Raw genomic sequence first — 25105 nt, forward strand, 5'->3', positions numbered from 1 at the left:
GCGCTGGCGTCGATCGCCATCGCGACTTCGGCCGCCGTGATGGCCCAGGAAGGCCGGGTGCAGCGGGGACTCGTCTTTGTACGCACGCACTGCGCGCAATGCCACTCTATCGGACGGTTCGGCGATAGTCCCCTTGCTGAAGCGCCACCTTTCCGGACATTGCACACGCGTTATCCCATTGAAAATCTTGCAGAGGCATTCGCTGAAGGCATCACGACCGGGCATCCCTCTATGCCTGAATTCCAGCTGGACCCGGCCCAGATCAATGACCTGATCGCCTATCTGAAGTCGATCGAGCCCTGAAAACCGCCAGGGTGAGCGGCTCGCCTGTGCCTAATAGACATCCTGTTGGTCCCCGCTGCGGAAGTCAGCGGCTAGCCGAACCGTTGCTTAAACGGACGTCGAGCTTTGGCCGCATGATTGTGTAAATCCCAAGAATGCCCAGCAGCATCGCACCTGCGAGCGCAGGAGCCCTCCAGTCGCCGGTGGATACGCGGACTGCGATCAGCGCCAGACACACCATCGCGCCCAAGGCTGGAATAATCGTCGGGATTTCGAAGCGGCCTTGGGGCTCCCCGGCTCGACGCTTGAGCAGGAACAAAGCCCCGTTCACAATCGTGAACACCACCAAAAGCATCAGCACTGTCGCGGAGGCGAGTTGGCCGATGCTGCCAAGCGCGATCAGCGGTGCGAGGATCACTAACAGGCACCCGACGGCAAGATGTGGCGTACGAGTGCGTGCGTGAATGTTACCTAGCGATTCCGGAAGAAGCCCCTGGCGTGCCATGCCATAGATCAGGCGGGACGCGGTGACGTAGTTGACGAGTGCAGTGTTCGCGACCGCGAACAGCGTGATGGCCGTGAAGACGATGGGCGGGAACGCGGGCGCGGCGCGGCTCATGACGGCGTCATGGCTCTTACTGAGTCCCATGCCGGGACCGATCTTGGACTGCTGAAGACGGGAGCCAAGCTACAACTAGACGGCAGCTACAAAATCACAGGCACTAAGATCTTCATCTCATCTGGAGACCATGACTTTGGGGGCAATATAATTCATCTTGTTCTTGCCCGCTTACCAGACGCGCCCGACGGGGTGAAGGGCCTCAGCCTCTTCCTCGTCCCTAAATTCCTTAGCAACGAGCAGGGCGAACCGAATACACCCAATGACCTGAGTGTAGGTGCGCTCGAGCAAAAGATGGGGATCCATGCTCAGCCGACCTGCGTCATCAACTATAATGGCGCGAAAAGCTGGTTGATCGGCGCGCCTAACTGCGGCCTCAGCGCCATGTTTACTATGATGAATACCGAGCGTCTCTTCGTCGGCATCCAGGGGCTTGGTATTGGCGAAGCCGCCTATCAGGGGGCGCGCCAGTATGCTTGTGAGCGGCTACAAGGGCGCTCGCTCGACGGCAGTCGTGCACCAATCCCAATTATTGAGCATCCCGACGTGCGCAAGATGCTTCTGACCGCACGCGCGTTGACCGAGGCCGGTCGCGCATTGTCTGCCTGGACGGCCTTGCAAATGGATCGTGCGGCCCGTGACCAAGACAAGTGTAGGCGGGCGACAGCCGAGGGTTTCGTTGCTCTCTTGACGCCTGTGGTTAAAGCCGCGCTTAGCGATTTCGGCTTTGAATCGGCTGTCGTCGCACAGCAGGTCTTAGGCGGCCATGGCTATATCAAAGACTGGGGTATGGAGCAGCTCGTACGTGACGCCCGCATTACCCAGATTTACGAAGGCACAAACGGTGTGCAAGCAATGGACCTTGTCGGTCGGAAACTCGCTTACGAGGACGGGAACCTCGTTTACAAATTCATAGGTTTGATGCGAGACGACGTTGAGAGCCTCAGCCATGTTGCGGGAATCGCGGAAATCGCGCAAGAAGCTGCTTCAGCCATCGATCGTCTTGTTGTGGTTACCAACGCTGTCCGAGCAAACTTCAATAGGCCTGGTTGGACAGGTGCATCAGCCACTGACTATCTGCGCTTATTCGCGTTGGTTAGCTATGGCTGGCTCTGGGTGAAGATGAGCGCAAAGGCGGCCGAGAGGCGAAACGATCTATCGGTCTTCGCGGAGGGGAAGCTACAGGTCGCGCGTTTCTTTATCGCACGCATTCTGCCGCAAACGCTCGCACTTGAAGCGGCAATCCTTGCTGGTCCGGACTCGATTCTCGTTTTTGACAATGCGACCATATAGGTTACTCGTGTTGCAAGCTAGCAGACATTGGGCCCCGTAAGGTCTTGAGCCGCCTGGCATGGTTGTAGGCATCCACCAACGAGATGCGCGGATATTCGGAGCACGCGCAGGAGGTCATCAAGCAACCCGGACACCTTGCCTGGAACATCTATGACGAGCGTTGCGAAAGGCCGGCGCTCGGATTTCATGATTATCGCGAGATCACGAAGCTCGGGTCGATCAAGCGCGCAGAGACGATCGAGGAGCTTGCAGCGGTAACCGACCATCCCGTCGAAGCATTGAAGCGGCCGTGGAGGATGTGAGGGATTATGCCGCCGGAGTGAACCCGATCCTCTGGGACGTGACTTCACGCAACAGCCACCGCTGGCAGCGCCTTATCTCGCGGTGAAAATAATGGCGCTCTGTTCCACACGCAGGGCTGGTTGGTCATCGACACGCAGACCCGTGTGCTTAAAAAAGACGGCACGCCGTTGCCCAATGTCTTTGCGGGAGGCGGCGCGGCGCGTGGCCTCTCGGGGCCTTATGATCCCGAACTGGATAAGGGCCATCCGGCAGGCCGACCGGCCCGCGTCGCCGTCACGATGAAGGATGGAACAGTTGATCGGGCCGATGCCAGCATTTCCCGTCGCGATGTGGCCAATCCCCTGACAACGGAAGAGCGCCGGGAAAAAGCGGTGGCCTTGTTCGACGCAGGCCTCGGCACCGGTAAGGCATCGGTCATCCTCGCCGCGATCGAGAACTTGGCCGGGACGGGATCCCTCAAAGACCTCGGCACAGCCCTTCGTAGCTCATTCTGACTTATCCTTCTGACAAGGTAGCGCGGATCATGGAATCGATCAGGACAATCGCCATCATCGGCTGCGGAACAGTGGGTGCGAGCTGGGCTGCCCTTTTTCTCGCCGGTGGCTATGATGTGATAGCGACCGATCCGGGGCCCGATGCCGAGCGCAAACTGAAAGCCTTTATCGAGAGAGCGGCGCCTCAAGCCTCAACTGGCGGCCCTCGGACTTGCGAAGAACGGCACCCTCAACTTCGTGGACACGCTGGAGGAAGCGGTCGCGAAGGCGGATTTCGTTCAGGAGAACGCTCCCGAAAATGAGGCGTTCAAGCGCGACCTTCTCGCCCGGATCGACGTCGCGGCCCCGCTCCACGCGATTGTAGGCATCAGCACATCGGCGCTACTGCGCAGCAGGATCGTGGCGGATTGCAAGAATCGGAAGCGCCACATCGTGGCACATCCTTTCAACCCGCCGCACCTTCTGCCGCTAGTCGAAATCGTCGGCGAGGATGATGCGATTATCGCGCGAGCATGCGCATTCTATCGCTCGCTCAACCGCAGGCCCGTCATCCTCAAAAAGGAGGTCCCGGGGCTTTGTCGCAAACCTTTTGTTTCAGAGTTTCAGCTACTGGGATGGCGGTCTCAGTAGCGGAGGAACGGGTGTTCAAGGGCAGGCATTTTGATCGTTCGGTAATCCTGCTCTGCGTTCGGTGGTATCTGGCTTACAATCTGAGCTTACGGAACCTTGAGGAGATGATGGCCGAGCGCGGGATCTCCGTCGACCACGCCACGGTCGGCCGCTGGGTGGTCCGCTACTCACCCGAGCTTCTCGAGCTGTTCAATCGACGCAAGCGACCCGTCAGCCGGAAATGGCATGTGGATGAGACGTATATCAAAGTCCGCGGGCGTTGGATGTATCTTTACCGGGCCATCGACAGCAACGGCGACACGGTTGAATTCTGGTTCAGCGAGCGGCGCAACCTAGCTGCTGCCAAACGATTCCTGGGCAAGGCTCTCAAGCGACATGGTCGGCCTGAGCGGATTGTGATCGACGGCAGTCAGACCAACAGAGAGGCGATCTTGTTCTGTGACGCAACCAGCCGGCTCGAGGACAGATCGGGGGGCAAGCTGAAGCCCATCGGGATCAGGCAGAGTCAATATCTCAATAACCGCATTGAGCAGGATCATCGCGCAATCAAGCGCCGTGTGCGTCCGATGCTCGGCTTCAAGTCCGTCGACAGTGCCCGTATGATCTTGGGTGGCATCGAGTTGATCCATATGATGCGAAAGGGACAGGCGAAGTATGCCGGGAATTCGCGACTCTCGCTGGCTGATCAGTTCGAGCAACTCGCCGCATAAGCGCCAAACGAGAATGATCTCCGGCTTTATACTCGAGCCCAAATTTGCGACAGAGCCTCCGGCTGGTCGTTACGCGTTCTCAATTCTCGATGAGAGCGGCACTTCTCACGACATTCCCTTACGAACGGCCATATGATTGACGGTTGAGGATCCGCGGTTCGGGGCGTTCCCTCACAGCGGTGAGGAATGCCGGGCAAACAAAAAGGCGAGTGTCTTAGCGCGTGGGTTTGGAAGGATGAACTGTTGCCGTTCCTGACTGAACCTGAGCCCGAACGGCGCCTGCCGATACCAGTGGCTTCGGGCATCCGGCGGATTGTCGCGTCGAACCCGAGCCTGATGACCTATCATGGCACCAACACCTACCTGATCGAGTCGGAGGAGGGCACCATCGTGCTCGATCCCGGGCCGGACGATGACGGCCATCTCGAGGACATCCTGCGAGCGACGGGCGGCCGGATATCATCGATCCTGCTCAGCCACACGCATTCGGATCACTTCGGCTCGATGGCGGCGCTGAAGGCCCGCACTGGCGCCCGAACCTTTGCGTTTCATCTCAGCGCCGACTCGGCCTTCGCGCCTGATGTGCCCTTGAAGGACGGCGACACCGTTGCCGGGATGGTCGCTCTCCATACGCCGGGTCACGCCAGCGACCATCTGTGCTTCGCCCGTCCTGATGGCATCGTCTTCAGCGCGGACCATGTCATGTCGTGGTCAAGTAGCATCGTGTCGCCGCCCGGGGGCGACATGGCGTCCTACTTCACGAGTCTGAGGCGGATGCTGACCCGCGACGACCGGCTCTTCCTGCCGGGCCATGGGCCACCGCTGCCGAACCCGGCGCCGTACGTCCAGGAACTGCTCGATTCCCGACTCAAGCGCGAGGATGCGATTGCCGCCGCTCTGCTCGACGGTCCGCACGGAACCTGGGATCTGGTCGATCGCCTCTACTCGCAAACGCATCCGTGGTTGCGCCAGGCTGCCGAACGCAATGTCACCGCTCATCTGCTCAAGCTGCGATCGGAAGGCCGGGCCGAGCAGCATGGCGAAATCTGGGTATCGACTGATTGGATGATGAAGGACGTTACGAATTCTCGATCCTGAATGAGGCAAGCGCACGCCAAGACATCCCTCTGCGCCGAAGGTAGAGTTGCAATTGACATCATACAGAGCGGTCATCAGCGATCTCCGATCGCTCTCATGCAGGCCTGGCGAAAAGTGAGACAGAAGGGTCTTTCAAACGAACACCAGCGATCCCAGGCGCCATTCGGCGTTGCGCCAACACGGCCTGAGAATTGCTAGACGGCACTGGGCGAGGATCGCGAGCCCGAATGGCAGGCTGAATGGCTAAGGGACAAATGTGAGCAGTTCAGAGCGGAATCGCTCTCTCACTACCGCCAGCGGATTGCCATCTCCACCGATGATCACCGCGTCATGCGCGAGAATGATCCGTGGAACGTGCTGACCCGCGCCTTGCCCCATCGGAGCCTCCCAATTGTTCCGATCGGGATTCAGCGGCAAGGAGCGGACACGGAACGTGTGACGGGAAGGATGGAGGGATTGGATGACCATCCCAAACGGCACGTCCGTACTCTCCAAAATCTCTCGCATTCTCGGCCGCATGCGGTGCGGCAGGAACCAGTTATCGGCTTCTGCAAGCGCAAGCTCGCCGCGGACCAGCCGGACACACCGATGGAGGATCGGCTCCCCTGCGAAGGGATGAAGCCTGGCCAGCACTTCGTCGTCGATTGGCGCACTCGGAACAGGGGCTTGGCGGACGGCTGAAATTGGCCCGCTCGAAAGCGCGTGCGCTTCACACCAGGCCAAGAGAGCCCTGGTCGCGCTCGCACTTGCGAGGAGGCGCGCACTCAATTGCGCTATCAGAGCACGAGTGTCGTGCGATACAGGCGGAGCTGGAACCACGAAGCGTAGTCGATCATTGCCCTCGCGCTTGGTGTCACCCATTGACGGCTCCAAATAAGTTTCTACCGCACTTCCGTGTGCGGTTGCCTGCTTTCCACCACAACCACTTGCCGCCCCGGTCGTGAGATTGCGAGCAGTTCACAAAATTCCGCTAAAAAACCCTTTTTACCACCGCCTGAGGAAGCCCCCCACCAGCATAGCGGCGATCTTAGCCTATCCGTCGGAATGATCGGCCAGGCTTGGGCGGCCGAAATTGCCCCGTCGTGTACTGGCGGATCGTGACAGAACCGGAAGCCTTGGCAGAATTCTCTTGGGTTTGTGTCACTGGGTACTCCCTTTCGTGAAGCAGTCATAACCAAGTGTTGTAGAAGAACCGCTCAAAAAGCGCTCGCCTGGCACGCTTCTGCTCACCGCGAGACTAGGTAGCGCGGGGGCAATAGTTTACGGCTGTGTCGGAGCGCTCGTCGTGGAGGACGTCCAATCCAAGATCGAGGACCGGCGCGCTATGGGTGATCCATCCGGTCGAGATGAGGTCTACGCCGGTCGCCGCAATCGCCGGTGCTGTCGCGGCCGTGATCCGGCCGGAGGCCTCGGTGATGGCGCTTCTTCCAATGCGCCTGACCGCCTCCGACAGGATGTCCGGGGGCATGTTGTCGAGCAGGATGGCATCTACGCCAATCGCCAGCACTTCTTCAAGTTGATCGAGCGTATCCACCTCGATCTCGATTTTGACGAGATGCCCAACCCGGCCGCGAGCTCGTTCAAGCGCAGGCCGGATCCCGCCGGCGATGGCGATGTGATTGTCCTTGATCAGAACCGCGTCGTCGAGCCCAAAGCGGTGATTGAACCCGCCGCCGGCGCGCACCGCGTATTTTTCTAGCGCGCGAAGGCCGGGCGTGGTCTTGCGGGTGCAGACGATGCGAGCGTGCCCATACGGGCGAACGGCCTCGACCAAAGCCGCCGTCGCCGTCGCGATCCCGGACAATCGGCAAAGCAGGTTGAGCGCCACCCGCTCGGCAGCGAGAACGGAACGCGCCGATCCTTCGGGGCGCATGACCGTCTCGCCGGCCCCGACGCGGTGACCGTCAGGGCGATCGATTGTCACCGCGAGCGATGGATCCACCAAGGTAAAGGCGAGGGCTGCGACCTCGGTTCCGGCAACGATCCCAGATTCGCGAGCCGTGATGACACCGTAAAGACGTGCGCTCGCAGGAATCACCGCGTCCGTGGTGATATCCCCTGCGCGTCCGAGATCCTCCAGCAAGGCGCTCCGCATGAGTGGCTCGACCAGAAGTCGATTCAACGGCGCCAAGTCGGTGTGGTCGCGTCCGGTCGTTGTCATGCCACTCTCCTCGCGGTCAACACCGCCGCAGCGTCAGTCTTGGCGGCGAGGATCAGCGCTTCATCCAGGGTCAGTTCGGTATGCTGCCCAGGTCGGGGCGCGAGATCGGGAAAATCCGTTCGTTGATGAGCGCCCCGGCTCTCCTGGCGCTGGCCCGCCGCTATTGCGATCAGAAAACTCACGAGAGCCGCATCGCGTCGTTCGGTGGTTGCAGTCTCGTCCACCATCATCGCCTGAAGGGTCCGCACGGCGCTGTTCAACCCCGCGGCATCGCGTAACACACCGACGTCACGATCCATGAGAGTTCGAAGGGCATGCAAAGTGGAACCCTCGTCGCTGGCGCGCGGTGACACCTGTGGCAGACTGCGCAAAGTTGAGGAGGATCGTGACCACGTCGGTTGCGGTGAGCCTTTCAGATCCACGGCAATCCAATCTGCAAACGCCAGCGCCTCGAGAAGAGAGTTGCTCGCCAGACGGTTGGCGCCGTGGAGGCCGGTCGAGGCGACTTCTCCGCAGGCCCACAGCCCCTCAACCGTGCTGCGTCCACGGTGGTCCGTCATAACGCCACCCATGTGATAATGGGCGGCAGGGCGCACGGGAATCGGTCGGCGCCCCGGGTCAATGTCCGTTTTTCGACAAAGCGCGGCCACGCCCGGAAACAGGGTGCAGAACCGACTGCCAAGCGCCTCTCTGGCGTCGAGGTAGACGCTTCTACCGGCGGCGATCTGGGCGAAGACAGCGCGCGCCACCACATCACGGGGGGCCAGTTCTGCGCCCGGAACAGCTTCCATAAACCGTTCGCCGGAATCGTTGATCAGGGTCGCACCCTCACCACGCAGCGCTTCCGTCGCCAACGGCATGGGATCGAGGCCTACGGCTATCGCCGTCGGATGGAATTGAATCATTTCGAGATCGCGAAGGACCGCGCCGGCGCGAGCCGCAACGGCAAGTCCACCGCCCATCGCGCTCAGCGGGTTGGTGGTGTGGGCGAACAGCCCACCGATGCCACCGGTGGCGAGGATCACCGCTCGAGCCGGTATAAAGATGGACCGGTCTGGTACTTCGGTTGTGGCACAAAAGGCGCCCGAGACGCGGCCCTCATCGTCGCGCAAGAGATCCGTGACGCGCAGGTTCTCGCGGATCTTGATCGAGGGAGTAGTCCGCGCGGCCCGGATAAGGCCCTCCAGCACACGTTGCCCAGTCTGATCCCCTGCCGCATGAACGATACGTCGATGCGAATGAGCAGCTTCAAGGCCCAGCAAAAGTGCGCTGCCAGTGTCCCCCGATCTATCAAAGCGGACGCCGTGAGCCTCCAGCCACGCAATACAGGCAGGCGCCGCATCAGCCACTCGCTCTGCCACACGTGCGTCCGTCAGGCCCGCACCGGCTTGAATCGTGTCGCGAGCATGAAGGCTTGGGTGATCGTCGTCGGCAAGCGCCGCCGCGATGCCGCCCTGTGCCAGCAAGGTCGCGGCCTCGCGCCCCAGAGGTGCGGCGACGATGAGGGTGACAGGAAGGGGTGAGAGGCGCAAAGCCACGGCGAGACCCGCGACACCGCCGCCGACGACAAGGATGCGACCTGAGTCGGGATTGCACATCAGGTCGGTCACTTCACCGCGAGCATGCGCTCGACCGCCAAACGTGCGCGCCCGGCGATCGCCAGGTCGATCGTAACCTCGTGTTGCCTCAGCTCAAGCGCCTGTCGGATGTTGGAGAGGGTGATCCGCTTCATGTGGGGGCAGAGATTGCAGGGTCGGACAAACTCGACCTCGGGATAACGGGCGGCGATGTTGTCGCTCATCGAGCATTCCGTTACCAGAGCGACGCGGGCTGGTCGGTTCACCTCGACAAATTCCGCCAGCGCCGCCGTCGAGCCTGAGAAGTCAGCTTGAGCGACAACCTCCGGCGGGCATTCCGGATGGGCTAGGACCATCACGCCCGGATAACTCTCACGCACCGAGGTGATGTCCTGCGCTGTGAAGCGCTCGTGGACCTCGCAATGCCCTGCCCAGGTGATGAACTCGACATTAGGCATGAAAGCTGCCGTGTTTTGCGCCAGAAACTCGTCCGGCAACATGATCACGCGCGCGACCCCGAGCGATTCGATGACGGCTTTGGCGTTGCCCGAGGTACAGCAGATATCGGACTCGGCTTTCACCGCCGCCGAGGTGTTGACATAGGTGACGACCGGAACGCCAGGGTGGCGCGCACGCAGTTCGCGAACGTTCGCGGCGGTGATCGATTCAGCCAGCGAGCAACCCGCCATTCTGTCAGGAATGAGGACGGTTTTGCCGGGATTCAGGAGCTTTGCCGTCTCAGCCATGAAGTGAACGCCGGCCATCACGATGATGTCCGCGTCGGTTGTCACCGCCTCACGGGCAAGCGCCAGACTGTCGCCGACGATGTCCGCAACCGTGTGGAAGATCTCAGGCGTCTGATAATTATGCGCCAGGATCACCGCGTTGCGTTGGCGTTTGAGAGAGAGGATCGCCGAAATATCGTCGGCGAAGACCGGCCACTCGACAGGCGGGATATGATGCGTAACCTTCGCGTAGAGTTCTGGGAAGGGCAGGGCTCCGGACGCGACCGGCACAGGATGGGACATGTGATCTCCAATGCTCAGTTTGAGCATTAGTGCGCCAAAATAAGTCCGACTGTGAGCCGGCTGCCGTTATGCTAAGGCTGAGTATAACGGTCCGTCAACCCGCTTTCTTCGCCCGTTTCATGGACTGACACGCTTCGAGCCCGGTAGACGCACCCCTGGAGCAGGGCGCTCGACCAACACCTTCTGACGGAACCGGACGAGCCGGGCGGGGCGCCCGCCGGTTGCAGTCGTGACCTCGCCGGTCTCCTCCACCAGGCCCTCCGACTCGACCAAGCGGCGAAAATTTTGCTTGTGCAGGCGAATCCCGGACAGGGCCTCGACCGTCTTCTGAAGGTCCAGCAGGGTGAAGGATGCCGGCATCAGTTCGAAAATCACCGGACGGTATTTGATCTTGGCGCGCAGGCGACCAATCGCTGTCGCCAGCATGCGTCGGTGATCGAGGACCATGGGAAGCCCGGGTGCGAGCCGGGCGGGCGCCTTCTCGTCGCTGCGCTCACGCCAGGCTTCCGGTACGAGACTTGCCTCGAACAGGAGCTCATAGCGCTCAAGCACGCGCTCGTCGCTCCAGGCGCCACTGGCGAGCCCGAAGGTCATTTCGACGCGCTCCGCACGGAATTGTTTGAGAGGCGGGCCGCCCGCGCGGACCCATGCCTTCAGGGTGGGCTCGATGATCTTCAGAGCTTTCGGGGTGCCTTCGCGCCAATCTTCCCAGGGCAGATAGGCATACCAGTCCCGCCAATGTGCGCGATCCATCCGCGATGGCGATGCGTCGCGCACCAGCGCCAGATAGGCGATGGACAGGGCGTGACCTTTGACTCGCGCTCTGCCCTTGGTTCGATCACGGTCTCCGAATGTATAAAGTTGCTCCACATAACCCAGCTTGAGCGCCGTCTGCTGTTCGACCCAACTCCGCAATGCGGTCTCGAGCGTTCGATGTTCAGACAGCAACGGGCCCGATGGTAGGCCGTCCTGCAGGTTCTGCTTGGCCGGCACAATCAGCACTCGCGGTTGATCCGGAGTGGCGGACATGATGACCGCGCTCAAATCGGCAGCCAATGACGGTTCGCCCGCGCGGCCGGCTTTTTGGGAAGGTGGGCTCGTCGACATGCGGATGTGTACAACGAAAAACAACGGCTGAGCAGCAAAATGTCTCTGCGGCGGCAGCCGTCTGCCGACGCCAGCAATTACAGCCCGTTTCTTTAATCGAACGGCTGTCACCTGCCTAAGCGACGGAAACTCTCTGCCCCAGGAAGCAATGGGAGATATCATTTCTCCGCGTGCGCGTTCGATAAAAAGAACATTCTCGTTGACAGGGCTTGTTGTGTTGGCAGATCATGAAGATGTGTTCGGGAGACATCGATAATCTCATCGATTAAGTTTTGCGGTTCTTGAAGTCGAGAATGATTTCACTTGCTGTGATTTGGTCTTCACAAAAGAGTTCCTCAATGAGCATGGCGATAAGTGTCTATGAAGGGCTCGCACGCGCAGAAAATGGTCTCGTCTGCTGTTGTTTGACTAACGAATAGGCCGATCCGGCCTCACGTCATCAATTCAGAACCAAGAATTTCTCTTTTCATGCCGCAGCTGACCAGCGGAGGGAGATCTGTTGCCATGAGCTTGCCTCGTATCGTTGGGTTCTCGGGGAACCTTCGTCGACCATCCAAAACGAGAGGCCTCGTCGAGGCTATCGGTGCAGAAGTTGTGGCACGGCGGCCCTTTCGGTTTGATGTCTTCGACGTGATCGATGCCGGACCGGGGCTGGGCTCCGCTATGAAGCGCGAAGACCTGTCGCTCCCTGCCTCGCGGATTATCGATGCAATCGAACGTGCCGACGCTTTGATCGTCGGCACACCCGTGTACAAGGGCGCCTATACGGGTCTTTTCAAGCATGTCTTTGATCTCGTCGAGCCGCAGGCGCTGGCCGGCAAGCCCGTGATCATCACCGCAACCGGAGGGGGCCCACGCCACGCATTGGTTGTCGAGCATGCCTTGCGGCCGCTCTTCGGGTTCTTCACGGCGCTGACTGTTCCGACCGCAGTTTACGCGAGCGATTCGGATTTCCAGAACGGACAACTTGCGGATGCCGGCGTTGTGGCGCGGCTGCGGGAGGCCGCGGCCCAACTGGTTGCTTTGCTCGAATTGAGGACAGCGGGGGCCAACACCGAAAGCGTCCTCGCGTCCGAACATCGCGTCTCGAGAGTGGCGGCGGCCCGATGAGTACCTTTCCCGCATCGCCACCCTCAGCTACGATGCCCGCTGCATGGTTGCGCTACCGCCGCTACCTGCCGCCACTGCTGATCATCGTGCTCTGGCAGGCGGCATCGAGCCTTGGCCTGCTCTCGACTCGCACGCTCGCTTCACCGTTGATGATCGCGCGAACATTTGCAGATCTCGTTGTGACCGGAGAATTGCCACGGCATCTGCTGGTGTCACTCGGGCGCGTCGCAGCCGGGTTGTCGATTGGTGTCTTTCTCGGCGTGACATTGGCGTTGATCACGGGCCTCTCCCGTCGGGGCGAGGATTTGTTCGATGCGTCCCTGCAAATGCTGCGGACATTGCCGTTCCTCGCCCTCGTACCGCTGTTCATCCTGTGGTTTGGCATCGGTGAAACACCCAAGATCGCGCTCGTTGCGCTAGGCACGATGTTCCCGATTTACCTGACACTGTTCTCGGGCATTCGAGGCATCGACGCCAAGCTCATCGAGGCCGGAAGCACCCTCGGTCTCACCCAACGCGAGCTGGTCCGGCACATTGTTCTACCCGGCGCATTGCCGGCGGCGCTTGTCGGCTTCCGCTACGCGCTGGGTGTCGCCTGGCTCAGCCTGGTGGTGGCCGAACAAATCAATGCAGAGAGCGGCATCGGTTATCTCGTCATGACCGCCCGCGACTTTCTGCGCACCGACATCATTCTCGTCGGGCTCATCGTCTACGCCGCTCTGGGCCTTAGCGCCGATCAGATTGTCCGCACGCTTGAGCGCAGTGTTCTCGCTTGGCGCCCAAGCTTCGTGAAGGAGTGACCGATGAATGTCCACGCCGCATTTCACCAAACCACTGCGGCTGTGCCGCCGATCGTGCAAGTCTCAAATCTCGTGCGCTCGTTCGACGCTGGCACGAATGTGCTTGATCATCTCGATCTGACGATCGGCGATGGTGAGTTCGTGGCGCTTCTGGGCAGGTCGGGTTCGGGCAAGTCGACCCTGCTGAGGACCCTCGCAGGGCTTGATGCGGCGCCTGAAGGGACTGTCTCGGTCCCGCCGCAGCGCGCTGTGGTGTTTCAGGAGCCGCGGCTAATTCCCTGGAAGCCGGTCTGGGCGAATGTTGCGCTTGGGTTAGGTGCATCGGACGCCCGGGAGAGAGCGGTCGCGGCCCTCACCGAAGTCGGTCTGGGGCACCGCCTCGATGCCTGGCCGCTGACCTTGTCGGGCGGGGAGGCGCAACGCGCTGCGCTAGCGCGGGCGCTTGTGCGCCAGCCGAAGCTGCTTCTGCTCGATGAGCCGTTCGCCGCGCTCGACGCGCTTACCCGTCTCAAGACTCAGGGGCTTGTCGCGTCGCTCTGGATGACACATCGACCCGCCATTCTGTTGGTCACCCACGATGTCGATGAGGCACTGCTTCTCGCGGACCGTGTGCTGGTCCTGGACAAGGGACGTATCGCACTCGATTGGCGCGTCAACCTCGAGCGGCCGCGCCGCCATGCACAGCGGGGATTTGCCGAGTTGCGAGCCGGCCTGCTGCGAGAACTCGGAATCGACGAGGAGGAGGAGGGCGTCGAGCCGCTCGAAAGCTCCGTCGCCGCTCTGATCAAAGCGCAGTCCGGCGGCAACCCATCGCCCGTCGATCGTGATCTGATCGTGTCCCACGTGGGCGTGAGTTTGTGAACAACAGGAGATTGGCATGACCAAGGACGTCGAGTTTATCGGGTTCGTCGGCACCCATTACGAATCCGAGATCCATCCGGCAGAAGGGGCCGTCATCGATCGGGACTACATCCGGGCGGTGGCACAGGCGCAGGAATATGGCGGTTTCGACCGCTTCCTCGTCGCATTCCACTCGACCTCACCCGATAGCTTGCTGGTCGCCGCTTACGCGGCTTCCGTCACGGACCGTATCAACCTGATGATCGCGCACCGACCGGGTTTCGTGACGCCGACAGTCGCTGCACGCCAGCTCGCGACGCTTGATCAACTCACCAACGGCCGCGCCGGTGTGCACATCATCACCGGCGGCAACGATCAGGAACTCAAGCAGGATGGTGACTTCCTGACAAAGGACGAGCGCTATGCACGTACGAGCGAGTATCTCGATGTGGTGCGAGTATCGTGGACGAGCGCGACACCGTTTGAATATGCGGGCGAATACTATCGCTTCGAAAAAGCCTTCTCGACTGTCAAGCCGGTTCAGAGCCCACATTTGCCGATCTATTTCGGCGGGTCATCCGACGCAGCAATTGCCGTGGCCGGAAAGCATGCGGACATTTATGCCCTTTGGGGTGAGACCCATGCGCAAGTCCGCGAGACTGTCGCTCGGGTGAGAGCGGCCGCCGCGCGGCATGGTCGCGCGGACCACATTCGCTTCAGCCTGTCGTTCCGGCCGATCCTGGCGGATACCGAAGACAAAGCATGGGCGAAAGCCGAAGCCTTTCTCGATCGCACCAAGGCGGTCCGGGAGGCGAGGGGCCTCAAGGACGCAGCTCCTCCTCCCAATGAAGGTGCGCGGCGGCTGCTCGCTGCGGCCGCGCAAGGCGATCGGCTCGACAAGCGCCTCTACACGGCCATTGCCGCGGCGACCGGAGCGCAGGGGAATTCGACCGCACTCGTCGGAACGCCGGATCAGGTTGCCGATGCCCTGCTCGATTACTACGACCTCGGGGTCACGACCTTCCTCATCCGCGGCTTTGAGCCCCTTGAGGATGCAGTCCAATACGGGCGAGAGCTCATCCCGGCCTTCAAACGGCTCCTTGCCGAACGTACCCATCATCGCGCCGTCGCGGCCGAGTAGGAGACAGATCCATGAAGCGATTTTTAGTTGTCGCGGCAGCGGCCGCTCTCGCCTTGTCACACACACCCGCCTGGGCCGAGAGCGTCCTGCGGGTGGGAGATCAGCGTGGCGGGTCGCGCGCCCTGATGGAGGCCGCAGGCGTCCTCGCGGGCGTGCCCTACACGATCGAGTGGAGCGAGTTTCCGGCGGCCGCGCCCCTGCTCGAGGCGTTGAATGCCGAGGCCATCGATACGGGAATTGTCGGAGACGCGCCCTTCACCTTTGCGGTCGCCTCCGGCGCGCCGATCCGCGCCATCATGGCGACACAGCAGGATCAGGGTGGGCTTGCCATCCTCGTTCGGCCTGAATCACCGGTCAAATCTCTCGCCGATCTGAAAGGCAAGCGCATTGGAACGGGACGTGGATCGGTCGGCCATCAGCTTGTGCTGGCCGCTCTCGAAGACGAGAAGATCGCGAAGAGCGAGATCAGCCTGAGCTTCCTGCTTCCGGCCGAGGCCAAGGCGGCGCTGACAAGCGGTTCTCTTGATGCATGGTCGACCTGGGAACCCTATACCTCGCAACTTGTCCTTTCTGGCGAAGCACGCATCGTGCGGGATGGACAAGGCATCACGCCCGGCCTCGGCTTCCAGGTCGCGCATGTGGCATCCATTGGGTCCAAGCGCCCGGAGCTTGAGGATTTCGTTCACCGCCTTGCGAAGGCCCGGGTCTGGGGAACCGCCAACAACGACTTGTATGCGGCAACCTGGTCAAAACTGATTGGTCTGCCGAAAGAAGTCCCTCTCCGGTGGTTCACGGGTGCCAATTCCCGCCCGACTCCCATCGATAGCGCCGTGGTCGCGGCCGAGCAGCGCACCATCGACCTCTATGTCCGCAGCGGACTCATTCCGAAGCGGCTCGACGCGGCAGAGGTTCTCGACCCGTCGTTCAACAAGGCAATCCTGAGCGGCGCCCAGGAAGCATCGTTGCGCTGATCAACCAACATCGAAGCTGCGCGTTGTTGTCGGTCAACACGGCGCGCGGCTTGCCGCCAACATTTGATTGAAAGAGCCATGAGCAGCGATCACAAGCACGACCATTCCCATACGTATGACGACGCGGAACGCTGGAAAAATGACGGCGTACGGGTCATCAAGGGAGACAGACTGGACCCCAACACCGCCCAGACGCCGGGCATGTTCCGTCAGGCCGCGGTCAACCACGCTCGTGTCGGCGCGCAAAAGATATGGGCGGGCACGGTGTCGATCCAGGCCAACGCCAAAACCGGAGTCCACCACCACGGCGAGCTCGAAAGCGTAATCTATGTCGTGCGCGGCAAGGCGCGCATGCGCTGGGGTGACCACCTTGAATATGTGGCTGAAGCCGAACCGGGAGATTTTATCTATGTCCCGCCTTTCGTTCCACACCAGGAAATCAACGCAAGCCCTGACGAACCGCTCGAATGCGTACTCGTCCGCTCGGACAACGAGGCCGTGGTCGTCAATATCACCGACATCGATCCGGTCGAGCAGCCGGAAGAAGTTTACTGGACGGACCCCATCCACAAGCACCCCTGAAGAACTGGTCACCGACCCGTCCAGCCGGATGCTCATGCACTGGATTTCCTATGAATAACGTTCGCCTTACATTCCTGTTTGTCTTCGCAACTGCAGCATCCCCGGCTCTCGCTCATACCGGCGTCGGCAGCGGGACGAGTTTTCTGAGCGGTTTTCTCCACCCCTTGAGCGGAGCAGACCATATCCTCGCGATCATTGCCGTTGGGCTTTGGGCGCGCCTGCTCGGTGGGCGCGCGCTAGTGGTATTCCCCGCATCCTTCCTGATCGCCATGCTCGGAGGTGGCGTCATTGCGATGGCCGGTTGGACATTGCCAGCCATCGAGGCCGGGATTGCTGCATCGATCCTCGTGCTTTGGGCGCTGATCATTTTCAGGGCACGACCACCTATCCTCATCGGGAGCGGTCTTTGTGCAGTCTTCGCGGTCGCTCACGGTTACGCTCATGGCGCAGAATTGGCGACAGGTTCAAATCCGGCACAATATGCTGCAGGCTTCCTTCTCGCGACAGCTGTGCTGCTGCTGATCGGCAGTAGACTGCCCCACCTGGCAGGTGGGATCAAGGGCGAGGCTTAGCCGCGACAATCCTGCCGTTCTGAGGAAAGACTGTTCGGCGATTGCAAACGAGTGACATCGAAGGCCTCGATGGAGTCTCGTCTTGCGGCATCAGGGGATGTAGTCCCGCGAATTCCTTCGCTTTCGTTGTGAGCTCTGGAGCAACCCTTCGACCCTTGCGTGATGTGATGGGATAGACATGGGATTATGAAATGAGAAGACGGTTGAGACGACGAAGTAACTGTCAAGTCACCTCAATCCCCGACTTCCTCTGAATGTGGCATGCGGTGCTTCATCATTGGGCTAAAATGGAAATCAAGTCAGACACTCTTGCCGCGATCGGTAACACGCCTCTGATCAAGCTGCGAGGTGCGTCGGAAACGACGGGCTGCACGATCCTCGGAAAAGCCGAGTTCATGAATCCCGGTCAATCCGTCAAGGATCGAGCGGCTCTGTTCATCGTTGAAGGTGCCGTGCGACGGGGCCTCCTGCATCCTGGCGGCATCATCGTCGAGGGAGCGGCCAGGCAATACCGGGATCGATCTTGCGCTGGTGGCCAACGTGCTCGGCTTTCGCACCCTCATCGTCATTCCGGAAACGCAGAGCCAGGAAAAGGACATGCTGCGGCTCGCTGAGAGGGTGCGCCGATCGATCACGCACTCCAGGTTCCGGATGAGGAGGCGCTGCCGATCATCTTCGATCTCCTCGAACACGAAGGCCTGTGCCTCGGAGGCTCGTCGGGAATCAATGTTGCGGGGCCATCCGCCTCGCGAAGCATCTGGGTCCGGGCCACACTAATGTGACCGTCCTGTGCGATTCGTGATCGCGCTATCAGTCGAAGCTCTTCAATCCGACGTTTCTTCGGGAGCGTAGGCTTCCGACACCGAGATGGCTCGGGAAGCCGCAAACTGACCCAGGCTTTGTTTAGTCGCTCCGATGGGAGGTTGAATCTGTGACGTTCAATCGCCCCGATATCGTACGACCGCCTCCTTTGAAATGGCGGCCTAACCCGCAGATCTGAAACTCTGAAGTTGACATGTCATCCGAGGCGCGGCTCGGGCTGGCGCCGCGGCACGTCGCCCGAGGGTTCTGTGCCCATTCTTCACCAACTTGGGCGTTTGGGACGAGTCCTGCCGCTCTCACATTATCGCGACGCTTCGGATCGGGAACCGGCAGGAGCCCCGTCTCGAAGCTCCGTGCCTCATTCGTCGCCGAACAGATGTGGTGACAACGAACACGGAGTACGTTTCCGCCTTGCGCGTGCCCTTGGTTCAGAATTTCCTTCTTTATGAAAGGCTCCGGGAATATCGTCTGCGGTATTCGGCGCGCGCTCGTTCCGTCATCCGTGTGAACCTGTTCCTTATTGTCTGGTCCTTGCCTCATGATCTCGCAAACATTCGTCCTGACACTGTCCTGTCCGAATAGGCCGGGCATTGTTGCAGCAGTTGCCACGTATCTGTACGAGTCGGGCTGCAACATCCTCGACGCCCAGCAATTCGACGATGTGCCGACCGATGCTTTCTTCATGCGGGTGGTTTTCAATCGTCTCGACGGCGCGCGGGCCATCTCGGTCATTATGGAGCGTTTCACGGAGGTCGCGGAACGTTTCGGCATGGATTGGAGCATCCGGGATCGGGCCGAACGCCGCCGCGTCATGCTCCTCGCGTCGAAGACCGACCATTGCCTGGCCGATCTTCTCTACCGCTGGCGTACGGGAGAACTTCATATGGAGGTTTCTGCCATCGTCTCGAACCATCACCGCGACGTTTACGGTCATCTCGATTTCGGGGACATTCCTTTCCATCACCTGCCCGTCACCAGAAACACGAGACTCCAACAGGAATCAAGGATCTGGAACCTTATCTGCGACACAAACACCGATCTCGTCGTGCTTGCACGCTACATGCAGATCCTGTCCGATGGGCTGGCGGCTAAACTCGCCGGCCGCGCGATCAATATCCACCACTCGTTTCTGCCAGGATTCAAAGGGGCAAAGCCCTATCATCAGGCCTTCAATCGTGGGGTAAAGCTCATCGGTGCTACCGCGCATTATGTCACGTCGGAGCTTGATGAGGGTCCTATTATCGAGCAGGACGTCGAGGTCATCAGCCACCGCGACATGCCCGACGATCTCATCAGGAAAGGGCGCGATATAGAGCGTAGGGTGCTCGCGCGGGCGGTGCGCCATCATCTGGAAGGGCGGGTTATCCTCAACGGACACAAGAGTGTGGTGTTCACAGACTAGAGCGCGCTGATTGTGTGGGTTGGAATGGCGATGCGAGCCCTCGTTACAATTGGCAACCTCGGTGACATGCCGGGGACCCGACCGCGACGCCAGTTGCTGCATTTGTGATTTATCATTAAATCAAATACTTAGGTTCCATAAGATAGTTTGGAATTGTTGGTTACCTGTGATGACTTGCCGCCATGTCTTGGAACCGAGCAAGGCGCGGATCGGATGAGAACTCCGCTGCGGTAAACTCGATTCCTGATCTTGGGTTCTCACAGACTGCCTGAACGCCGTGACGTAGTAACCGCATGTGCCAGCTTTGCTGATGCAGCGGAGCAGGGGAGGCAAAAACCCGACACGTCAACCAGGTATACGTCGCCCCGCCTGACGGACACCGCACCGATTTCGACCGGATTCCGTCGGCGCCGACGGCGCGTGCAGAGTCCGCAAAATCCTGCGTCGTGGAGTAATCGGCCTTGTGAAACAGCTCGTGCCGATTTGACTGCGCAATATCAACGAGACGATCCGTCCGCACGTCCACGGCGAACGCGGTGTATTCCGCAAAGCCGTCGGGGAGTGGTGTCTCCGGCGATTCGGCGAAGAAGAGCATGCGATAGAACGCCATTTCGGCCACGGCCGTAGCGACCGTCGCCGCTGTGTAATAGGCACCCTCACGCTGCCCTGCGCGACGAAATCGCGATCCTTGGGTCGGAACATATCTAAAGGGTGTGTAGAGAAGCGGGCTGAGGTGGCGGCATTCTTCCGGAATAGGTGGTTTCGTCCCATCGATCAGCTGTTCCAGGCGCGCCTGCTCCTCCAGACCGTCGACCAACGGAATGGTCGAGATCACGTACTGCGACTCCACCATTCGCCAGCAGAGCCCTTCAAATGAGAGAAAGTCAGAGGGGAGCGCGACGTGAGTCAAGGTATTCTATAATCTGGTAGAGGCCGGTGATCCGCTGGATGGCATCGACCGGGCGGGCGTTCAACGCCGTATTGAAGCTATTAAGCCAGCGTCCTGCAACCGTCGCATCGCCACCCACGATCGCATCAAGTGAGCGATAGGCGCGTAGGAACAGAATCGCGAGCTCGAACGACTTACTATCGGGCGCCAGAACGTACGATCCTTTTTTCAAGCGCGAGATGGATGGCTCCGACAATCCAATCGTGGCGCCCAGAACCTTCCCGGGAAGACCGAGCCTCTCGGCGGCGCGAGAAACGGCCTTGGCGACGATGGCCGCGTCGTGGCTTTGGATGGAAGCTGCTGGCGCTGCAGACATGGCGAATTTCTCCTTTCTAAGGAAATATAGCATGCCGTAAATTTCTGTAAAGGCTTTTTGCCTTGGTGAATAATCTCCAGCGGCTCGCCCAGCCGCTTGCCATAATGCCGTCACTCTGCTTCTAGAGCTCCGGTCCGCCGCTGTCTCGACGTGGGCCTTTCTTCCGCTTTTCCGGCTTCTTCATGCCAGGTAGTGAGGGCTGTCCGACATTTGCTGCTGGTGTCGGACTTGCCAGCCCGGGTTTGGCGCCATCCTTTTCGCTTTCATTCTTCTTCTCTGTGGCGTCGATCCGGATTGCCGTCGAGATTGTCAGACCTTCAGGCTTCGAGTTTGCAACGGAAGGTGGGTCGATCCGGACATACCCCTTTTCAGTGGACGGAGCTTTTTTGGTCTCCTCCCTTCGTGTCACCACGACGGTGGGAATCACCGTTATGGGATAGATCGGCAATGCGTTAATCGTGACGCTAGGCTTTGCCTCTGGCTCTTTCACAGCCGGCTTGCCGCTCCCCGTAGAACCAGGCTTCGAGATCGGTTTTTGCTCGAGAACGACCTTTTCGTTTGTCACAGGTTTGGAAACTGGTGCGACAGGCGATGAGGCCTTGGCATTCTGATTGCCGCCAGGGGAGGGCTCAGTCGTCGGTTTGGAAGGAGCGGGGACCACAGCAGGCTTTTCCGTGGGCTGGTTAGGACGCGGGGCTGAGGGAACCGGCTGTTTGACCGAACCTGGTGCGACGGAAGGTTGGGCTGCTACCACAGACTTTGCGGGTTGGTTTGGAGCAGCTGCCGCGGCCGGTGGTGTGGCGGGGAGAGGCCTCGCATTCGTGGTCGTCGGACCAAGCGTGGTCGCGGGACGGCCGGCAAATGATGGAGCTGCCGCGGCCGTCGAAGGCTTGCTGGCTGGTGCAGGTTTCGTCGGCGCAAACGCTGGGTCTCTGACCCGCGGCGCGGGTTTCGGAAACGGCTCAAACCGGAATCGCGCCCGCGTCCCTCGCTCGGGGGCAGGAGGCGCCTGGACCTTTGCTTCTGCAGGCTTCTCAACGGGCGTTGACGATGCCGGAACCGACGAGTCCATTTGGACGCCGACTGGAGCGATCACAGACGGGGAGGGTGATGGAATACTTTCACCGGATGGTTCCTGTTTACCAGCGGCACGATTTTCCTTTTCCAACTCCTTCATCTTGAGTTCGACAGCCTTGATAATCTCGGGCTTCGCTTTATCGATGTAGACATTGAGAGAAGCCTGGACGCGCTCCATCCGCTCCTCCTTTAGTTTTTTCACCTCTTCTGGATCGAAGTCGTAGAGTTTGAGATCGACATAGCCGGGCTGGCGAGGGTCGAGTGGGTGCTGCTTCGGATTTTTTATGAAATGATCCATCCGGTCCATCAGAGTATAGAGATGGTGCTGCACCTTCCGGACCTCTGCTCCCCACTGACCATCCAGCGTCAAAGCACTTTTGAGAACAATCGATACAAATTCACTCGCCTCGATGGCCTCTTCCCCTAATGGCAGTGTCGCACCGTTGGTGGCGTTGGCGACCGGGTTTTTCCGCGGCCGCCCTCTCTTCTTCTTTCCTTGCTCAGTCATCGCATCATAGACGATCAGCTTGGCTCTCGATGTGGTGCGATCGACGACAACGCGAGTGAGGTCCTGAAGCAGTTCAGCCCTGGCGACGCGCTTGGCGTATCCAGTCGCTAGTTCTCTAATGCGTTTAATTTCCTTGGAAGCAACTTCCTTATGGGGATTTCCCTTTAACAGAAGGGCTTGCGCCTTCGCTGCTTTTTTCGTGACCTTACTCTCGAGCGCGAGCGTGCGTTTAGCGCTCACACGGATCATCTCGTCCCTGACGTTGTCCCACTGCCGACGGGCCAGGACGACGCCCTCGTCGGTCAGCTCCCCCTTCCGCTCCTTGTTGAAGGTCTTGGACGGGATATGCTTCAGGGGATCGATTTGGATGCCCATCTCCTTGTAGGTTCGGCGGTCGTACCTCTTCTCGAGGCCGACATCCTCCATCACCTTGTTGGAGACCTGCTCCCAATGAGCGCGGAGCTTGGAAATCCAATCCTTTCCACTAGCCTCTCGAGATTTGTTCTGAGCATAGGGATTTGTAACGCGCCGAGTGTAATTTTTGTAAATTGTCTCTTCGCGAATCGCGAAGTCCCAGACTTGCGCTCCGTTGGGAGCCGTAGGATCTTTCATTTTCGCGCAAGGTCTATCGTAATAGACAATATGAACGTGGAAATTTCGCTTGTCGTTGTTTTTGTCCGGCGCGTGGATAACCGCCCAGAAGGGGAGGTCGTTCTCGGTCAGCTTATCCGTAAAATTGCGAACGATCCGGATACGATCTTCCGCTTCCAACTCAAAGGGCAACTCCGCGATAATTCGAGTTTGAACGCGTCCGCCGCGGCCAGGTTCGATATCAATGGGTATTTCTGAATTTAAATTCGAAGCCCACTTGTAGATCTCAAAGGCCTTTTTTGTTGGCACCATCGTGAGGACGATATCTTCAGCAGGATCGCCCGCCTTCTTATCGGCGAGCTTCGATCGAAGAGATTGAGGAGCCAACTCGATGTTGGAGAGCACGAGATCCCACCACCGCGGGTGTTCCCGCAGGGGCAGGGTGATTTTGTCGCCCCTGGGATCCTGTTCGAGCTTTTCAACCTCGTTCCAAAAATGATGACGCTCCTGAAGTGTTTCACCAATGGTGCCAAAGGAAGCATATTCAAGTGCACCTATCTCGCCGTCCGAGAGATTCTTCAGACGGACGCGTTCGACAGCTCCCAGGCGCTCAAGATAATCCTGCTGATCGTTTGAGCTCCGATTGGCTGTGGCTTGCTCCATTTCCTCAAAAGGGTTCTTTGATTTTTTGAGTTTTTCCGCGACGCCCTCGCGCTCGATATAGAGCAGATGATCGGTTGCTTTGGAGTTGGAATATTTTCGGCCGCCATGAAATTCCCGGATGAGTTGCTGGATCGGAGATGTTTTGGATTGAAAGCTATGAGAGAAGTGGAACGAGGTTGCCCCGTCGGCCGATTTGGGCCGAGAACTCGTTTTGGTGAGGTCGCCGAACCGAACGCTCGGATTATGGTACCCGGAGGCAACCGCCTGGTGGATCATATTTGAGTATATTGAACCGATGCTGGACTTCAGTGCCAACCGAACATTCGCTCCTGATCCATTAGACGCAGGCAGAGAAATGCCAGAACTGCTCACACCCAGTCCACCCAGTGTGTAGGATCGAGGATTAGGCGCGAGGCTCTTAAATGATAATTTGGGATTTTGAGTGGTTGCCCGACTGATCGAGCGTGAGAGGTGCTCGAGTGAATTAAGGGCAATGTGCGCAGCGGTAACACGAGCGGCCATGAAATGACTTGAATTATGAGAAATCGGAAATTCGATTTCTATTATTTTATCAGGTCAATCGTAAGAGGGCTAGGCCGCCCCAATATCCCGGCTTGAATTAACCCTCGTTAAGTGTCGTTGTAAGTAGAGAGGGGTAGCGGGAATTTGCCTTTGCTGTTTGCTACCGAGATGTCTGTTCGGGAGCGCCTCGTTGCGGCAGGCTTCACTCGCATCGGACATGGGTTTTGCGATGCTTCCAGGTCAGGCGGAGGTTAAACCCGGTATCTACGCTTTCTTCGAGGGGGACAATCTCTGCTATGTCGGAGCGACACTGCGTGGCATCGCTAGCCGGATGCGTCACTACCGACGGAACCAGGCGAACCCGGGATCGATCGAGCCGGCCCGCCGATGGTCAACTAGCTGAACGCCTCGGATTTGGAGCGCAGGTCGACGTTTATGTCCTCATCCCGAAATCTTATATTGGCGCGGTCTTCCGTCGATTTGATAGCGGGTCTTGAAGAGGGCCTCATCCGTCACATCCAGCCCAAATGGAACCTAGGGGGCGCTTCATTGAAGGGTCGAAGCACAGTGGATCTCGCTGATCGCTGAGCGTGCCGTCGATTCATGCCCATTAGGCGGCTATCGAATATCCGAATGCAGGCTCAGGATGGTTCGGTGGATGTGCCGACGTTCCATAGCGACGTCTCTAAAAGTGCAAATGAGGCTCGGCTAGTCCGTCTATTTGACGGGTAACGGCGTTAGCAGAACGCAGCTCCTATGGCGACCTTGGATGGTCGTTCTGGTCAGGGTCGGGACTCGCAGGAGGCCCTACTTAAGGCGGAGAAATTCGAGTGCAGCGGCACATAATTAAGTCCCATATTACGGTTGCCTGGCGAAGGCCGGACGACCTCGTGATCATCGACGAAGGTCGCCAGGGACCGACGAATTTCCATGCCGT

General features: G+C 59.5%; 24 protein-coding genes and 1 pseudogene. 17 read left to right on the plus strand and 8 right to left on the minus strand.

Annotation, left to right across the window (positions count from 1 at the left end):
• Window positions 1-39 precede the first annotated feature (39 nt).
• The gene (locus FEZ63_RS07420; RefSeq protein ID WP_244622692.1) at window positions 40-303 is read left to right on the plus strand and encodes a c-type cytochrome; all 264 of its coding nucleotides are present in this window, start codon (window positions 40-42) and stop codon (window positions 301-303) included.
• Window positions 304-367: 64 nt separating this feature from the next.
• Here FEZ63_RS07420 and FEZ63_RS07425 read toward each other — a convergent pair whose 3' ends face one another.
• On the minus strand, window positions 368-901 hold the full coding sequence (locus FEZ63_RS07425) for an amino acid permease (protein WP_162419690.1): 534 nt from the start codon (window positions 899-901) through the stop codon (window positions 368-370).
• 9 nt (window positions 902-910) lie between these two features.
• Between FEZ63_RS07425 and FEZ63_RS07430 the strand changes: the two genes are divergently transcribed.
• The 7 genes from FEZ63_RS07430 (at window position 911) to FEZ63_RS07455 (ending at window position 5429) form a co-directional block, all read left to right on the plus strand.
• Window positions 911-2194 carry an acyl-CoA dehydrogenase family protein gene (locus FEZ63_RS07430; RefSeq protein WP_150943004.1) on the plus strand — a complete coding sequence of 428 codons (1284 nt, stop codon included), beginning with the start codon at window positions 911-913 and terminating at the stop codon, window positions 2192-2194.
• Window positions 2195-2277: 83 nt separating this feature from the next.
• Window positions 2278-2496 (plus strand): hypothetical protein, encoded by a 219-nt coding sequence (locus FEZ63_RS07435; protein WP_150943005.1) that lies wholly within the window; start codon window positions 2278-2280, stop codon window positions 2494-2496.
• 120 nt (window positions 2497-2616) lie between these two features.
• Window positions 2617-2991, plus strand: coding sequence for a hypothetical protein (locus tag FEZ63_RS07440; RefSeq protein ID WP_150943006.1), 375 nt, complete (start codon window positions 2617-2619; stop codon window positions 2989-2991).
• 29 nt (window positions 2992-3020) lie between these two features.
• Complete coding sequence (locus tag FEZ63_RS25910) at window positions 3021-3293, plus strand: 3-hydroxyacyl-CoA dehydrogenase NAD-binding domain-containing protein (RefSeq protein ID WP_275552338.1); 273 nt, start codon at window positions 3021-3023, stop codon at window positions 3291-3293.
• Complete coding sequence (locus FEZ63_RS07445; protein ID WP_275552339.1) at window positions 3229-3621, plus strand: 3-hydroxyacyl-CoA dehydrogenase NAD-binding domain-containing protein; 393 nt, start codon at window positions 3229-3231, stop codon at window positions 3619-3621. Before FEZ63_RS25910 ends, FEZ63_RS07445 begins: the two co-directional genes overlap by 65 nt.
• 11 nt (window positions 3622-3632) lie before the next feature.
• On the plus strand, window positions 3633-4331 hold the full coding sequence (locus FEZ63_RS07450; protein ID WP_420846265.1) for an IS6 family transposase: 699 nt from the start codon (window positions 3633-3635) through the stop codon (window positions 4329-4331).
• Between the two features lie 243 nt (window positions 4332-4574).
• Window positions 4575-5429: an MBL fold metallo-hydrolase gene (locus tag FEZ63_RS07455; protein ID WP_150943007.1), complete on the plus strand. Its 855-nt coding sequence runs from the start codon at window positions 4575-4577 to the stop codon at window positions 5427-5429.
• A gap of 1237 nt (window positions 5430-6666) precedes the next feature.
• Here FEZ63_RS07455 and nadC read toward each other — a convergent pair.
• From nadC to FEZ63_RS07475, 4 genes are all read right to left on the minus strand, one after another.
• Entirely contained in the window at window positions 6667-7590 is a 924-nt protein-coding gene (gene nadC, locus FEZ63_RS07460) for a carboxylating nicotinate-nucleotide diphosphorylase (protein WP_150943008.1), read from the minus strand.
• The gene (locus FEZ63_RS07465; protein ID WP_150943009.1) at window positions 7587-9188 is read right to left on the minus strand and encodes an L-aspartate oxidase; all 1602 of its coding nucleotides are present in this window, start codon (window positions 9186-9188) and stop codon (window positions 7587-7589) included. Before FEZ63_RS07465 ends, nadC begins: the two co-directional genes overlap by 4 nt.
• 8 nt (window positions 9189-9196) lie before the next feature.
• Window positions 9197-10195, minus strand: coding sequence for a quinolinate synthase NadA (gene nadA, locus FEZ63_RS07470; RefSeq protein ID WP_150943010.1), 999 nt, complete (start codon window positions 10193-10195; stop codon window positions 9197-9199).
• Between the two features lie 117 nt (window positions 10196-10312).
• A complete protein-coding gene (locus FEZ63_RS07475; RefSeq protein ID WP_244622690.1) occupies window positions 10313-11224 on the minus strand; it encodes an NUDIX hydrolase in 912 nt (303 codons plus the stop codon).
• A gap of 582 nt (window positions 11225-11806) precedes the next feature.
• Between FEZ63_RS07475 and msuE the strand changes: the two genes are divergently transcribed.
• From msuE to purU, 9 genes and pseudogenes are all read left to right on the plus strand, one after another.
• Entirely contained in the window at window positions 11807-12412 is a 606-nt protein-coding gene (gene msuE, locus FEZ63_RS07480; protein WP_150943012.1) for an FMN reductase, read from the plus strand.
• The gene (locus tag FEZ63_RS07485) at window positions 12409-13212 is read left to right on the plus strand and encodes an ABC transporter permease subunit (protein WP_150943013.1); all 804 of its coding nucleotides are present in this window, start codon (window positions 12409-12411) and stop codon (window positions 13210-13212) included. Before msuE ends, FEZ63_RS07485 begins: the two co-directional genes overlap by 4 nt.
• A 3-nt stretch (window positions 13213-13215) precedes the next feature.
• On the plus strand, window positions 13216-14073 hold the full coding sequence (locus FEZ63_RS07490) for an ABC transporter ATP-binding protein (protein ID WP_150943014.1): 858 nt from the start codon (window positions 13216-13218) through the stop codon (window positions 14071-14073).
• 16 nt (window positions 14074-14089) lie between these two features.
• Complete coding sequence (locus FEZ63_RS07495; protein ID WP_150943015.1) at window positions 14090-15193, plus strand: LLM class flavin-dependent oxidoreductase; 1104 nt, start codon at window positions 14090-14092, stop codon at window positions 15191-15193.
• Window positions 15194-15204: 11 nt separating this feature from the next.
• Window positions 15205-16164, plus strand: coding sequence for an ABC transporter substrate-binding protein (locus FEZ63_RS07500; protein WP_150943016.1), 960 nt, complete (start codon window positions 15205-15207; stop codon window positions 16162-16164).
• Window positions 16165-16242: 78 nt separating this feature from the next.
• A complete protein-coding gene (locus FEZ63_RS07505) occupies window positions 16243-16746 on the plus strand; it encodes a cupin domain-containing protein (protein ID WP_150943017.1) in 504 nt (167 codons plus the stop codon).
• Between the two features lie 50 nt (window positions 16747-16796).
• Window positions 16797-17318 carry a HupE/UreJ family protein gene (locus tag FEZ63_RS07510; RefSeq protein ID WP_162419691.1) on the plus strand — a complete coding sequence of 174 codons (522 nt, stop codon included), beginning with the start codon at window positions 16797-16799 and terminating at the stop codon, window positions 17316-17318.
• A 287-nt stretch (window positions 17319-17605) separates the two neighbouring features.
• Window positions 17606-18225: pseudogene (locus tag FEZ63_RS07515) on the plus strand (pyridoxal-phosphate dependent enzyme).
• A gap of 453 nt (window positions 18226-18678) precedes the next feature.
• Window positions 18679-19542, plus strand: a complete 864-nt coding sequence (gene purU, locus FEZ63_RS07520) for a formyltetrahydrofolate deformylase (RefSeq protein WP_150943019.1) — start codon at window positions 18679-18681, stop codon at window positions 19540-19542.
• A gap of 160 nt (window positions 19543-19702) precedes the next feature.
• On the opposite strand, the gene FEZ63_RS07525 is transcribed toward purU, so the two are convergent.
• The 3 genes from FEZ63_RS07525 to FEZ63_RS07535 all read right to left on the minus strand — a co-directional run bounded on the left by FEZ63_RS07525 (window position 19703) and on the right by FEZ63_RS07535 (window position 23961).
• Window positions 19703-20395, minus strand: a complete 693-nt coding sequence (locus tag FEZ63_RS07525; RefSeq protein ID WP_150943020.1) for an RES family NAD+ phosphorylase — start codon at window positions 20393-20395, stop codon at window positions 19703-19705.
• Window positions 20396-20426: 31 nt separating this feature from the next.
• Window positions 20427-20807, minus strand: a complete 381-nt coding sequence (locus FEZ63_RS07530; protein WP_150943021.1) for an MbcA/ParS/Xre antitoxin family protein — start codon at window positions 20805-20807, stop codon at window positions 20427-20429.
• 121 nt (window positions 20808-20928) lie between these two features.
• Window positions 20929-23961, minus strand: coding sequence for a MobA/MobL family protein (locus FEZ63_RS07535; RefSeq protein ID WP_162419692.1), 3033 nt, complete (start codon window positions 23959-23961; stop codon window positions 20929-20931).
• Window positions 23962-25105: the final 1144 nt, after the last annotated feature.

Source organism: Microvirga brassicacearum (assembly GCF_008757455.1).
Lineage (GTDB): Bacteria > Pseudomonadota > Alphaproteobacteria > Rhizobiales > Beijerinckiaceae > Microvirga > Microvirga brassicacearum.